This is a genomic window from Corynebacterium marinum DSM 44953, from assembly GCF_000835165.1.
Lineage (GTDB): Bacteria > Actinomycetota > Actinomycetes > Mycobacteriales > Mycobacteriaceae > Corynebacterium > Corynebacterium marinum.
Genome location: NZ_CP007790.1, coordinates 1426685 through 1440594, shown reverse-complemented (window position 1 = coordinate 1440594; position 13910 = coordinate 1426685). Strand labels below are relative to the sequence as shown.

Below are 13910 nucleotides of genomic sequence, written 5' to 3'. Positions count from 1 at the left end.
TTCGAACTGTGATGAGGCTTTCCCCGCTCCGTGCTGAAGCGCCGCCCCCGATGACGTAGCATGGTCGGTTGTGCACCGGCCGCCCCTCAAGGGTGGTGGTGCGGTATCAGACCGTTGGCCGCCGCGACGCTCCCGCTCGGGGCCGCGGCGGCAGTCGTCGCCGGATGTCCGGTGACGCTCTCGTATCCGGAGGAGCCACCTCATTGTCCGTCCCATCCCGACGTGAACGGTCAGGGTCCCAACGGACCTGGCCGAAGCGCGCGCTGGCGCTATTCGTCCTCATCCTCGCCACGGTCTACGCCCTGGTTTTCTTCACCGGGGACGGTCAGACCAGCCCCAAGCTAGGCATCGACCTCCAGGGCGGCACCCGCGTCACGCTGGTGCCCCAGGGTGAGGAACCGACCCCGGATCAGCTGGCCCAGGCCCGCGTGATCCTGGAGAACCGCGTCAACGGCATGGGCGTCAGTGGCGCGAGTGTGGTGACGGACGGCAATACGCTGGTCATCACCGTGCCGGGCGAGGACACCTCGCAGGCTCGGGCGGTCGGCCAGACCTCCCAGTTGTTGTTCCGGCCCGTCGCCACGCCCGCGAACCCGGACCTCGCCGCTCTGCCGGAGGAACTGGGTGACATGGCGAACCGCTGGGTCGAGTTCGGCGTCATCACCGCGGAGCAGGCCCAGGGCTCGGTGACCACGGTCATCGACGCGGTGAACCAGAACCAGCCGGAAGGCACGGAACCGGTTGAGACGCCGGAGATCACCGCCGAGCCGCTGCCGGAGCCGGCCAACTCGATCGAGTCGACCGAGCGCCGCCAGGAGATCACCGAAATGCTGGGCGCGGACCGCCAGTCCACCGACCCGACGGTCCAGGCCGCCGCCAGCTCGCTGCTGCGTTGCGACGCCGCCATCGATCCGCTCTCCGGAACCGACGACCCGGCGCTGCCCCTGGTTGCCTGTGAGCCGAGCACCGGTCAGGTCTACCTGCTTGACCCAGCGCCGCTACTGGCAGGCGTGGCGGACGAGGAAGGCCCGCGGTTGACGGGCAACGAGATCGACACGGAACGTCCCATCACCGGCGGCTTCAACGCGCAGACCGGCCAGATGGAGATCAACTTCGCCTTCAAGACGGACGGGGCGAACTCCGGGTCCCAGACCTGGGCCAACCTGACGTCCCAGTACCTGCAGCAGCAGATCGCGATCACGCTCGACTCGCAGGTCATCTCCGCGCCGGTGATCCAGTCGGCCACGCCCTTCGGCTCCGCCACCTCCATCACGGGCCAGTTCACCCAGGAGGAGGCGCAGGAGCTGGCGAACAACCTGCGCTACGGCGCGCTGCCCCTGTCCTTCGCGGGCGAGGACGGCGAGCCGGGCGGAACCGCCCAGTCCGTCCCCGCGTCCCTCGGCGCCGCATCGCTGCAGGCCGGCCTCATCGCCGGCGGCGTGGGCATGCTCCTCGTGGCGGTCTTCGTCTTCGCGTACTACCGCCTCTTCGGCTTCATTTCGCTGATCACGCTGTTCACCGCGGGCCTGCTGGTGTACGGCACCCTGATCCTGCTCGGCCGCTGGATCGGCTACTCGCTGGACCTGTCCGGCGTGGCCGGCCTGATCATCGGTATCGGCACCACCGCGGACTCGTTCGTCGTGTTCTACGAACGTGTCAAGGACGAGGTGAGGGACGGCCGGACCTTCCGCTCGGCGGCCCAGCACGGTTGGGACCGCGCCAAACGAACGATCGTCACCGGCAACATGGTCACTCTCATCGGCGCCGTGGTGATCTACCTCCTCGCCGTCGGCGAGGTCAAGGGCTTCGCCTTCACCCTGGGTCTGACCACCGTGTTCGACCTGCTGGTCACGTTCCTGGTCACCGCGCCGCTCATGTTGCTCGCGGCCCGCAAGCCCTTCTTCGCCAAGCCGGCCGTCAACGGCATGGGCAAGGTCTTCGAGCTGGCGGAGTCGAAGCGCGCCGCGAAGACCAGCCGGACTGAGGCTCGCGAGACCCCCGACGGCGCCGAAGCCGGCGAGCGTCGAGAAGCAGCCACCGCAAGCACGGAGGAGAAGTAGATGAGCTCGATGAGTACTGCCAGCCGCCTGTTCACCGGTGAGGGCGGCGTCGATTTCATCGGCCGCTCCCGCCTCTGGTACTGGATCACCGCCGTTCTGCTGGTCATCTCCATCGGGGCCATCGGCATCCGCGGGTTCGACCTCAGCATCGACTTCGAGGGCGGCACCAAGATGAACATGCCGGCCGCGGAGCTGGTCGTGGAAGAGGTCGAGGAGACCTTCATCGACGCGACCGGAGTCACCCCGGAGATCGTCCAGATCGTCGGCGCCGGCGAGTCCCGCATCCTGGAGATCAACTCCGAGCGGCTGACCACCGAGCAGATCGACACCGCCCGGGCCGCGATCTTCGAGGAGCACCAGCCGCTGGACGCCACCGGCACCCCCTCACCGGATGCCGTCGGCGACTCCACGGTCTCCGAGTCGTGGGGCTCCACGATCACCCAGCGGATGCTCATCGCGATGGGTGTGTTCCTCGCCCTGGCGTTCCTCTACATCGCCTTCCGGCTGGAGAGGGAGATGGCCGCAGCGGCGATGATCGCCCTGCTTGTCGACGGCATCATCATCGCCGGCATCTACGCGCTATTCGGCCTGGAGGTGTCCCCGGCCTCCGTGATCGGCCTGCTGACGGTGCTCTCCTTCTCCATCTACGACACGGTCATCGTCTTCGACAAGGTCCGCGAGAACACCGCCGGCTACCTCGGCTCGCGGCGGGCGACGTACTCGGAGGAGGCGAACCTGGCGGTCAACCAGACCGTCATGCGCTCCATCTCCACGTCGGTCATCTCGGCGCTGCCGATCATCGCGCTCATGGTCGTCGCCGTCTGGCTGATGGGCGTGGGCACCCTCAAGGACCTGGCGCTGATCCAGCTCATCGGCGTCATCGAGGGCATCTTCTCCTCCATCTTCCTGGCCACCCCGATCCTGGTGAGCCTGGTCAACCGCCGCAAGGACACCAGGCGCCACAACCAGGAGGTCGCCGACTACCGGGCCGGACGCACCGACGACGCTGAGCCCGCCGACACCGCGCGCACCCCGGCCGCACCCGCCAGGCGCGTGGTCGCTGCGCCGGCGGAGCCCCGGCCGGAGACGCCGGGAGCGGGTGCCAGCTGGCGGCCCGACCGGAGGTAATTCCTCCCTGGTACTGGCGGAGCCTATAATGGCCCCATCACCATCCATGGGGCTGCCGGCGCCGGAAAGCAGGTTTGACGTGGCACAACATCGTTTCGGCGGGCGGCGCGCGGCCACCGCGGTGGTGGCGGCACTCACTGCTGTCACCCTGGCGGCCTGCTCGCCGGGCTCCGGCGGGGGAGCCGGCGGCGACGGGGCAGACGGGGCGGAGTCCACTGACTACTTCGGATACCTCGTCGACACCGCCCTGCTGACCACGAACGCCGGCAGCGAGGTGGGGGCGTCCTCCAACACGGAGGCCCTGTCGGGCAGGCTCTACCCGGCCGTCTTCGTGCCCGGGCCCTCCGGGCAGATGATCCCGAACACCGATCTTGTGCGCACCCAGGTGCTGCCCGGGGCGAACCGGCAGGTCATCTACACCCTCACCGAGGAAGCCCAGTACTCCGACGGTGCACCCGTCACCTGCACCGATTTCCTCCTGTCCTACAAGGCCGGCGTGCACGAGGGGATCTTCGGATCCCACCTCCCGCAGATGGATGAGGTCCTGCGACTGGACTGCGAACCCGGCCAGAAGCGCTTCACCGTCGTCTTCGACGAAGACAGCGGCGGCCGCTGGCGCCACCTCTTCGGCCCCGGTTCGACGCTGCCGGCGCACGCCATCGCCGCGAAGGCGGGGCTGAGCCTGGAGGAGCTCCACGCCGCGCTGCAGGCCGACGACCTGGCGACGCTGACGGAGGTGGGCCCGATCTGGCGCGACGGTTTCAACCTGGACAGTTTCGATCCCGCACTGCAGGTCACCTCCGGTCCCTTCGTCATCGACCGGGTCGGCCCCGACGGGGAGGTGGTGCTGCGGCCCAACGACCACTACTACGGGGACGCCCCGAACCTGGACACGATCGTCGTGTGGCCCAGGGGGACCGACCCGCAGGGGCTGGTGGAGGCCGGCGCCCTCCGTGTCGCCGACGTCCGCAGCGGGCGGCCGACCTGGGTGGACCGGGAGGATCCGGCCAACACCCTCGCTGTCGACGACGAGGTCGGCGACCTCACCGAGACACTCATGCTGGGGGACGCGGGAGTGTTCGCCACCGCCGAGGCCCGGCGGGCCTTCGCCGGATGCGTGGACCAGAACGCGGTGGCGGCGGCGTCGTCGCGCGTCAGCGGCGTGGAGGTGCCCCCGGTGGCGCTGCACACCCTGCCGCACAACGATCCGTCGGCGCTTCAGTTGGCCGACGTGAGCGACCGGGAAATCCCCGTCGACCTGGGCCGGGCGCAGGCGCTGTCAGGTTCGACGGTGCGCGTGGGCTACCTCGGCCCGGACGAGCGGAAGGCGGCCATGGTGGCGGCGATCGCCGAGACCTGCTCCCAGGCGGGCATCACAGTCGTCGACGCCGCCGGCGAATCCGCCGGCCTGGCGGACCTGACCAAGGTCACCACCGGCCAGTGGGGCGAGACGGTGATCCGGGAAGGGGCGCTGGACGCTGTGCTCATGGCGGTGGATCCGTTGGCGGAGTTCGGGGCGTCGTCGCCGCGCGCCATCGACGTCAACCAGCTCCGCGAGGCGGAGGAGCAGCTCTGGCGCGAGGTGCCGGGCATTCCGCTCGCAGCACAACCCCGCTGGTTCGTGATCGACCGCACAGTAGGTAACGTAGTGACATATACGGGACTGGCCGGAATCGGCTGGAACATGGACCGATGGCTAAGCGAGGACAACGGTGCTTAACAAGACGCCGAAGCGAACCGGCACGTACGACAGCGCCCGCGAGGCGCTCGCCGACAAGATCCGTTACGTGCAGGACTGGCCGGAGGAGGGCGTCCTGTTCGAGGACCTCACCCCCGTCCTCGCCGACGCGGATGCGTTCCAGATCGTCGTCGACGAGCTGTCCGACGCCTGCCGCGCCCTCGGCGCCGAGATGATCGGCGGCCTCGACGCCCGCGGTTTCCTCCTCGGTTCGGCCGTGGCCTACAACCTGGGCCTGGGTATCCTGGCGATCCGCAAGCGCGGCAAGCTGCCGCCCCCGGTGATCACCGAGGAGTACGCCCTCGAGTACGGCACCGCCGCGCTGGAGATCCCGGAGGACGGGCAGGACGTGCACGGCGTCAAGGTCGTGCTCGTCGACGACGTGCTCGCGACCGGCGGAACCCTCATCGCCGCCCGCGGACTCATCGAGCATGCCGGCGGCGAGGTCGTCGGCAACGTCGTCGTGCTCGAGGTCCCGGAACTCGGCGGCCGCGACCGCCTCCGTGATCTTCCGCTGGTGGTGATCAACGAATGACCGACCGTTCCCGCCCGCGTTCCAACGTCGGCGTGCGCAGCATGTCGGCCCGACTGGCGCGGAGCCTGACCGGAACCCGGGCGAAGGCGAACCCGGTGCTCGACCCGTTGCTGTCCATCCACCGCCAGTTCCACCCGCGTGCCGACGCCGAGGTGCTCTCCCGCGCCTACGAGACCGCCGAGCGTCTGCACGAGGGGGTCATCCGCAAGTCCGGCGACCCCTACATCACCCACCCGTTGGCGGTGGCCACCATCGCCGCGGAGATCGGCATGGACACCACCACCCTCGTCGCAGCGCTCCTGCACGATACGGTGGAGGACACCGACTACTCCCTGGACCAGCTCACCGAGGAGTTCGGGGCCGAGGTCGCGAGGCTCGTCGACGGGGTGACCAAGCTCGACAAGGTGGCCCTCGGTGCGGCCGCCGAGGCGGAGACCATCCGCAAGATGATCGTCGCTATGGCGGAGGACCCCCGGGTCCTGGTGATCAAGGTCGCCGACCGCCTCCACAACATGCGCACGATGCGTTTCCTGCCCCCGGAGAAACAGGCGAAGAAGGCCAGGCAGACACTCGAGGTCATCGCCCCGCTGGCGCACCGCCTGGGCATGGCGAGCGTGAAGTGGGAGCTGGAGGACCTCTCCTTCGCCATTCTGTACCCGAAGAAATACGACGAGATCGTGCGTCTCGTCGCGGACCGGGCGCCTTCCCGCGACCGGGCCCTGAAGGAGATCATCGAGCAGGTGACCTCGGCGCTGCGGGAGAACAACATCGAGGCCGAGGTGATGGGGCGGCCGAAGCACTACTGGTCGATCTACCAGAAGATGATCGTGCGGGGCCGCGACTTCGACGAGATCTTCGACCTCGTGGGCATCCGCATCCTGGTGGACAACATCAACAACTGCTACGCGGCCATCGGTGTCGTCCACTCGCTGTTCTCGGCGCTGCCGGGCAGATTCAAGGACTACATCTCCTCCCCGCGCTTCGGCGTCTACCAGTCGCTGCACACCACGGTGATGGCGTTGCAGGGCCGGCCGCTGGAGGTGCAGGTGCGCACCCACGAGATGCACTTCAACGCCGAGTTCGGCGTCGCCGCGCACTGGCGCTACAAGGAGACCAAGGGTTCCCACAAGGGCGACCGCGACGAGGTCGACCAGATGGCGTGGATGCGTCAGCTGCTGGACTGGCAGAAGGAGGCCGCGGACCCCAACGAGTTCCTCGACTCCCTGCGCTACGACCTCACCGCCAAGCAGATCTTCGCGTTCACCCCCAAAGGCGACGTGGTCAACCTGCCGGCCGAGTCCACCCCGGTGGACTTCGCCTACGCCGTGCACACGGAAGTCGGCCACCGCTGCATCGGCGCCAAAGTCAACGGCAAACTGGTCGCCCTCGAGTCGCCCCTGAAGTCCGGCGACCGGGTCGAGATCTTCACCTCGAAGGACCAGAACGCCGGCCCCTCCCGGGACTGGCAGGATTTCGTCGTCTCTCCGCGGGCGAAGGCGAAGATCCGCCAGTGGTTCGCCAAGGAGATGCGCGAAGAACACCTCGATGCCGGCCGCGACGCACTCGCAGCCGAGGTCCAGCGCGGCGGCCTGCCCATGCACCGTCTGTTCACCGCGCAGTCCATGAAGGCGGTGGCGACCCAGCTGCACTACCCGGACGTCGACGCCCTCTACACCGCGATCGGTGCGGGCCACGTTTCCGCGCAGCATGTGGCGAACCAGCTCATGGCGATCTTCGGGGACCAGGACGATGCCGTCGACGCCCTCGCCGCGCGCACCCCGTTCTCGGAGATCATCAGCTCCCGGGCCCGCGCCGCGGATTCGGAGTCGGGCACAGGAGTGCTCGTCGAGGGCAGCCCCGACGTCATGGCGAAGATGGCCAAGTGCTGCCAGCCGGTGCCGGGGGATGAGATCTTCGGTTTCGTCACCCGCGGCGGGGGAGTCTCGGTCCACCGCGCGGACTGCACGAACACGGAGAAGCTGCAGCAGGAGCCGGAGCGGATGGTCCATGTGGCGTGGACCGAAGGCGGCGTCCCCGGCGGGGCCTTCGCCGCGACGCTCCAGGTCGAGGCGCTCGACCGCCAGGGGCTGCTGTTCGAGATCACCCGCGTGTTCAGCGAGCAGAAGCTGTCGGTGATGTCGATGAGTTCGCAGTCCTCCGACGACCATATCGCGATGATCCGCATGACGTTCTCGGTGTCCGACACCAAGCAGCTGGGACAGCTGATCACCACGCTGCGCAACACCGAGGGAGTCTTCGACGTCTACCGCGTCACCGCCTGACGGTATTCACTCCTTTCACACCACCCCCACCAGAGCTCACACGTGCGGGGGTGGTTTTCCGTTGCCGTGCGGTGGCCAAAGTGAAAAGTAATACCTGCGCAGGTAGCGCCGGGGTGAACTCTTGACGGGTCTCAGGTGAAAGCGCAGTTCACAGCGAAATCTCATGCTGCGATAAGGGGGGCAGGAGGTTATACCTACTTCTGTTCAGTTTCCCTCATTAGTTACTCCAGGAGATTCCACGTGACTTCCCTCCGCCGCATGGGCCGCCTCATCGCGGCCACGGCCACCACCGCACTCGCACTGGGCCTTGCCCCGGTCGCCACCGCCCAGGACGTGGTGGAGTTCTCCGTGTCCAACATCACCGACTTCCACGGCCGCCTCGCGGCGGACTCCTACAACAAGGAGATGGGCGCAGCCCTGCTGACCGGCCTCAACGACGAGATCAACGGTGAGGAGAACATCTTCACCACCTCCGGTGACAACGTCGGCGGCTCGGCCTTCATCTCCGCGATCACCAATGACATGTACACCACCGACTTCCTCAACGCCGCCGGCGTCGACGCCTCCGCCGTGGGCAACCACGAGTTCGACCAGGGCCAGGACGACCTGCTGGACCGTATCGTCGAGGACTCCCAGTTCCCGATCCTGGGCGCCAACGTCTACCGGGCCGACGGCACCCGTCTGCTCGAGCCGTACCGCATCGAGGAGCGCAACGGTGTGAAGATCGCGTTCGTGGGCACCGTCGCCACCTCCACCGCCAGCAAGGTCTCCCCGGCCGGCATCGTGGGCCTGGAGTTCCGCGACCCGGTCGCCGAGACCAACCAGGTGGCGCGGGAACTGAAGGAATCCGGCACGGCCGACGTGGTCATCTCCCTCTTCCACGAGGACGCCGCCGTCTACGCCGACGGCTTCGACGCCGACTACGTCGACTTCCTCTTCGGCGGCGACTCCCACGTGACATACACGGACGCTGACGCCTCCGTACCCTTCGCGCAGTCCCTCGAGTACGGCAAGCTCCTCACCGACGTGGACTTCACCTTCAACAAGGTGACCGGCGAGGTCGAGTCCGTCACCATCGAGCAGTACGGCTACGACCGTGCGGCCGGCATGGGTGTCGTCCCCGACGCCACCGTCGCCGGCATCGTCGAGACCGCTCAGGCCCAGGCGGATGCGGTCGGCGAGGAGATCGTCGCCGAGATCGGCCACTCCTTCTACCGGGGCAGCAACGACGGTGCCGCCCCCGGTTCCAACCGCGGCGTCGAGTCCACCCTCAACCACCTCATCGCCGAGGCGCAGCGCGCCTCCCTTACGGACCTGCTGGGTGAGCCCGTGGACATCGGTTTCATGAACGCGGGCGGTGTCCGGGCGGACCTGCCGGCCGGGAATGTCTCCTACGCGGACGTCTACACCGTCCAGCCCTTCGGCAACGAGGTTTCCGTCGCCACCATGAGCGGCCAGGCGATCCTCGACACCCTGGAGAAGCAGTGGAAGAGCGGGGGTGAGCGCCCGCGTCTGGCACTCGGCTTCTCCGACGGTTTCACCTACTCCTATGATCCTTCTGCGGAGCAGGGCAACCGCATCATCGGCGCCCACCTCAATGGTGAACCGATCGACCCCTCCGCGGACTACCGCATCGCCGCCTCCACCTTCCTCCTCGAGGGCGGCGACGAGCTCATCGATCCCGCCGATGTGCGCGGAATTCTCAAGGTCGGCTACATGGACGTCCAGTCGCTCATCGACTACCTGAAGACCAACGAGTCGGTCGCTCCGCGCGCAGATCAGGCGGACGTCGCGGTGACCGTCAACGGCGACATCGCCCCGGGCGAAACCGTCACCCTGGAGCTGGCTTCCCTGAACTACTCCAACGCAGGAGAGCCGATGGCCGAGACTGTGACCGTCGCGATCGGCGACACGATCGTCACCGCCGACATCGACAACACCTTATCCGCCATCCCGGCCGGTCTGGGCACGCACGGCACCGCCACCGTCGAGATCACCGTCCCGGCGGACTACACCGGCGAGGGCTTCGTGATCAGCACCGACGCAGGCACCCGTGTAGCTGTCCCGGCGAAGCAGGCGACGGAACCGGCCGAATCCGGCCTCTTCGGCTCCTCCACCTTTCTCCCGGAATCTGTGGGCAGCTCCTTCTAACCGCTCTCAACTGAACCAGCCGTCCGGGGCCGGGCGCCGCAGCCAGCGGTGCCCGGCCTTTCGCCTGCGCTGACTAAGGTGGGGTGGCGTGGAACGTTTCCTGGAGGAACTGCTCATCGAGCCGTGGCGCATCCCGGTCATCATCGCGGCGGCGGCGGGAATCTACCTCGGGTTCATGGTGCTGGCGAAAGTATTCGGCACCCGGGTGCTCATGTCGTTGACCGCATCGGATGCGGTTGTGGTGCTCATGTTCGGGGCGGTCGGGGGGCGCGTGATCCTGGGGCACCCGCCGACCCTGGCGGCGGGGCTCGTCGGACTGGCCACGCTCATGATCCTCGAGGCGGCGTTCGGCACGCTGCGCCGCTTCACGGGGTGGGGGAGGGGGCTGAGCAGACAACCCGTCCTGGTGGTGCTCGACGGGGAGATGCTCCCCGGCGCGATGCGTTCGGCTCACATCAGCCGGACCGACGTGTACTCCTCGTTGCGCAGGTCCGGGCTGGGTTCGCTGAGCCAGGTGCAGGCCATGATCCTGGAGCCGACCGGGACCATGTCGGTGATCCGGACCGGCCAGCCGCTCGACCCCGAGGTTCTCCGGGGACTGAAGCGGGCCTGAACGCGGAACGGGCCGCCAACCCCGTCGTGGGGATGGCGGCCCGTTCACCTCGGCGCGTGCCGGTGGTTCTTAGGCGGTGAGACGCTGCACGAAGACGAAGGCGGCGGACAGGGCGCCGACGACGGCGGTGAAGACGCCGATCCAGGACTTGATCTGGTTCGGGTCCTTGGAGGAGCTCTCCTCGCCTTCTTCAAGGTCCTCATCGCTGTCGTCGCCCGCCGAGATGTCGGAGGAGCCATCGAAGATGGTGGAGACGCTGGACTTGTCCTGGCCTGCGTCGAGATCCTCAGCGAAGGCCGGGGCGGACAGGCCTGCGGTGGTCAGAGCGACGGTGGTGGCGACGGCGGCGATGGCCTTGCGCGAGAAGAGCTTCATGGGGGTACCTGTTCTTCGACAGAGAGGGGCGGTGAACTGCAGTCACCATATAACGTCCGCGGCAAGCGTGCAACTGATTTGTGACACAAACGGCAGCGCCCCGGCCTGGGGCGGGCCGGGGCGCTGGGGAGGCGTCGACAAGCAGTTAGCCGACGGTGGCGGTCTCGATGCGGACCTCCTCGGCCGGGGCGCCGTCGGCGGCGCCGCCCTCGACCCCGGTCGCCGCGATCTGGTCGAGGGTGGCCAGGCCCTCCTCGGAGATCTGGCCGAAGTAGGTGTAGTCCGGGGCGAGCGGGGAATCCTGGTAGTTGAGGAAGAACTGCGAGCCGTTGGTGTCAGCGCCGGCGTTCGCCATGGCGATGGAACCGCGCGGGTAGATCACCGGGGTGGCGGAGGGCTCGGTGAGCTCGTCGGTGGGGTACTCGTTGGCGAACTGGAAGCCGGGGCCGCCGGCGCCAGTGCCGGACGGGTCGCCGCACTGCAGGACGAAGATGCCGGAGGTGGTCAGGCGGTGGCAGACGGTGTCGTCGTAGAAGCCTTCGTCGGCGAAGTGCTCGACGGCGTTGACGGTGCAGGGGGCGACGGTGCGGTCGAGCTCCATGCCGATGGGGCCCTGGCCGGTGTTGAGGGTGACGTTGACGGTGCCGGTGGCGGACACGTCGTCGGTGGGCGGGGTGGAGATCTCGCGCGAGGCCTCGCCCGCCTCCGGGTATTCACAGGTGACGGTGTCGGGCAGCGCGGTCGCACGCGTCATGGCCAGCGGCTCGACGGTGGGAGCCTCCGCGCTGGTGGTGGTCTCGTCGGAGGCGGTGATCTCCTCGCCGCTGTCGCGGGAGGCGAGGAACCAGATTCCGCCGACAATCAGCAGGATGGCGGCGGCGGCCGCCGCCGCGATCTTCACCGGGCGGGACTTCTCGGCGCGGTCGCGGGATTTCAGTTCGCGCTCAAGCTTGGCGAGGGATTCCTCGCCACGTTTCCTGTTGTCGGTCACCGTAGGCTCTTCCTGTCGTCGGCGGGTATGTCGGTCCGTCAGTCTAGTGTGCGCCCCTTGTCCCTGGCACGGTGTGGTGAACATCTCTACCCTGGGGGCATGGCAAACGTAACCTTCAAGAACGAACCCACCACCACCTCCGGGGATCTTCCCGCCGTCGGCGAGCAGCTGCCGGACTTCACCATCGTCGGCACCGACCTGGCCGAGATCACCCCGGCGGATTTCGCGGGCAAGCGCGTCGTCCTCAACATCTTCCCGTCGCTGGACACCGGCGTCTGCGCGGCCTCGGTCCGCGAGTTCAACGAGCGCGCAACCGCCCTGGACAACACCGTGGTCCTCGGTGTCTCCCACGACCTGCCCTTCGCCCACGACCGCTTCTGCTCGGCAGAGGGCATCGAGAACGTCACCGCTGGCTCGGTCTTCCGCTCCACTTTCGGCGAGGACTACGGCCTGACCCTCGAGGGCTCCCCGCTCAAGGGCCTGCTGGCCCGCGCCGTCATCGTCGCGGACGAGGACGGCAAGGTCATCTACACCCAGCTCGTCGACGAGATCACCACCGAGCCGGATTACGACGCCGCCGTCAACGCCCTGCACTAAACCCCTCCACCTCAGCGCCCCGGCTCCCCTCGACGGTAGCCGGGGCTTTCCGCCGTCTGCCCCCGGTCTGCCATGATGTACGGGTCTTCCGCCCCTACGTTCCACCAGGAGAGTTCATGCCCCGCTTCCTGCGGTCCACCCCCTTCGCACTTGCCGCCGTCATCGCGGCCTCCGCCGGCGGGCTGTACGCGGCGGCGACCCTCGGGGTGCGGGACGCGGACTCGCCGCACACTTTCGGGGTGCGCCCCGGCGGGGCAGCCGGAACGGCCCAGGCGGCCCACGCGGCGGCGGCGACCCCCTCCCCGGTGGCGGAGAAGACGGACCCCGTGAACACGGCTCTGGCGGCGGCACCGATGAACAGTGTCCAGGCCGGCTCGGGGCCGGAACTCTCCCCGGCGCCCGACGCGTGGTCCCGGGGTTCCGCGCAGTTCGAGCTGTTCCGCACCTGGGAGGGGGAGTCGACCCTCTGGCGGGGCAGCCGCCCGCAGATCATCCTCGGGCCGGAGGGGAACTGGTTCCCGGCCGGCCAGCCCGGCTGCGGCGAGGGCGCGTACGTGATCTCCTTCCGCGGCACGGAGGGTGACGTGCTCGCCGCGCAGCTGCGCGACAGCACCGGCGCGCTCACCCGTTCCGGCGACGAGTCAGGCCGGGCGGAGGGCTGGATGCTCATCGACGACTGCCACCTGCCCTATGTCCAGCTGGCAGGTGCACCCGGCGGACCCGCCTCCGCGGAGGTCGGTTACACCGTCCACGAGTATCACCGGGCGAGCAGCTAGACTGCCCGTCATGCAGCTCCACGGATTCGCCGCCGGCCCCTACAACACGAACACCTACGTCCTCGCCCACGAGGGGGAGGCGTTCGTCGTGGACCCCGGCATGCACTCGCACCGGCAGGTCGAGAAGGCGCTGGCGGAGACGTCCGCCAGCCTCGTCGCCGTCGTGCTCACCCACGGCCATATCGACCACACCAGGGACGCAGGCTCCCTGGCCGCGCAGTACGACGTCCCGGTGCACATCCACCCGGAGGATGCGTTCATGCTGGCCGGCGGGGACGGCATCTCCCAGCGCTCGCAGGTGCTTTTCGACGCCGCGCACATGACCCCCGTCCGCGACCTCCGGGATCTCCACGACGGGCAGGACCTCACCCTCGCCGGGGTCGAACTGAAGGTCAGGCACGCGCCGGGCCATTCCCCGGGCAGCTGTCTGCTGGTGCACGAGCAGTTCGCCTTCACCGGCGACGTCATCTTCCAGGGCTCGATCGGGCGCACGGATTTCGCCGGCTCCGACCCCGCCCAGATGGACGCCACCCTCCGTGGTCCAGTGTGGGAGCTTGATGATTCCCTCCAGCTCTTCCCCGGCCACGGGGCGGGCACCTCCATGCGGGCGGAGCGTGCGACCAACCCGTTCCTGCTGCAGCTGGGTATGTGAGTACTGTTGGTA

Annotated in this window: 12 protein-coding genes; 10 read left to right on the top strand and 2 right to left on the bottom strand. The window is 68.3% G+C overall.

Translation table 11 applies throughout. From position 1 onward, the window contains the following. The first annotated feature begins 164 nt into the window (after window positions 1-164). The 7 genes from secD (at window position 165) to B840_RS06855 (ending at window position 10507) form a co-directional block, all read left to right on the top strand. Window positions 165-2060 carry a protein translocase subunit SecD gene (gene secD / locus B840_RS06885; protein WP_042621538.1) on the top strand — a complete coding sequence of 632 codons (1896 nt, stop codon included), beginning with the start codon at window positions 165-167 and terminating at the stop codon, window positions 2058-2060. Continuing rightward, complete coding sequence (secF, locus tag B840_RS06880; protein WP_042621537.1) at window positions 2061-3188, top strand: protein translocase subunit SecF; 1128 nt, start codon at window positions 2061-2063, stop codon at window positions 3186-3188. Between the two features lie 79 nt (window positions 3189-3267). Continuing rightward, the gene (locus B840_RS06875; protein ID WP_229676633.1) at window positions 3268-4908 is read left to right on the top strand and encodes an ABC transporter substrate-binding protein; all 1641 of its coding nucleotides are present in this window, start codon (window positions 3268-3270) and stop codon (window positions 4906-4908) included. Then, window positions 4901-5461, top strand: coding sequence for an adenine phosphoribosyltransferase (locus B840_RS06870; protein ID WP_042621535.1), 561 nt, complete (start codon window positions 4901-4903; stop codon window positions 5459-5461). Before B840_RS06875 ends, B840_RS06870 begins: the two co-directional genes overlap by 8 nt. After that, window positions 5458-7743, top strand: coding sequence for a RelA/SpoT family protein (locus B840_RS06865; RefSeq protein WP_042621534.1), 2286 nt, complete (start codon window positions 5458-5460; stop codon window positions 7741-7743). The genes B840_RS06870 and B840_RS06865 overlap by 4 nt, the downstream gene beginning before the upstream one ends. A 240-nt stretch (window positions 7744-7983) precedes the next feature. Then, entirely contained in the window at window positions 7984-9894 is a 1911-nt protein-coding gene (locus tag B840_RS06860; RefSeq protein ID WP_052491117.1) for a bifunctional metallophosphatase/5'-nucleotidase, read from the top strand. A gap of 88 nt (window positions 9895-9982) precedes the next feature. Beyond that, a complete protein-coding gene (locus B840_RS06855) occupies window positions 9983-10507 on the top strand; it encodes a DUF421 domain-containing protein (RefSeq protein ID WP_042621533.1) in 525 nt (174 codons plus the stop codon). Window positions 10508-10576: 69 nt separating this feature from the next. On the opposite strand, the gene B840_RS06850 is transcribed toward B840_RS06855, so the two are convergent. Both B840_RS06850 and B840_RS06845 read right to left on the bottom strand, forming a co-directional pair. Next, complete coding sequence (locus B840_RS06850) at window positions 10577-10882, bottom strand: hypothetical protein (RefSeq protein WP_042621532.1); 306 nt, start codon at window positions 10880-10882, stop codon at window positions 10577-10579. 145 nt (window positions 10883-11027) lie between these two features. After that, on the bottom strand, window positions 11028-11873 hold the full coding sequence (locus tag B840_RS06845) for a peptidylprolyl isomerase (protein WP_042621531.1): 846 nt from the start codon (window positions 11871-11873) through the stop codon (window positions 11028-11030). Window positions 11874-11972: 99 nt separating this feature from the next. Here B840_RS06845 and tpx point away from each other — a divergent pair, with 99 nt between their 5' ends. The 3 genes from tpx to B840_RS06830 all read left to right on the top strand — a co-directional run bounded on the left by tpx (window position 11973) and on the right by B840_RS06830 (window position 13898). Next, entirely contained in the window at window positions 11973-12470 is a 498-nt protein-coding gene (tpx, locus tag B840_RS06840; protein WP_042621530.1) for a thiol peroxidase, read from the top strand. A 116-nt stretch (window positions 12471-12586) separates the two neighbouring features. Continuing rightward, window positions 12587-13246, top strand: coding sequence for a hypothetical protein (locus B840_RS06835; RefSeq protein ID WP_042621529.1), 660 nt, complete (start codon window positions 12587-12589; stop codon window positions 13244-13246). A gap of 10 nt (window positions 13247-13256) precedes the next feature. Further along, window positions 13257-13898, top strand: coding sequence for an MBL fold metallo-hydrolase (locus tag B840_RS06830; RefSeq protein WP_042621528.1), 642 nt, complete (start codon window positions 13257-13259; stop codon window positions 13896-13898). The last annotated feature ends 12 nt before the right edge of the window (window positions 13899-13910 follow it).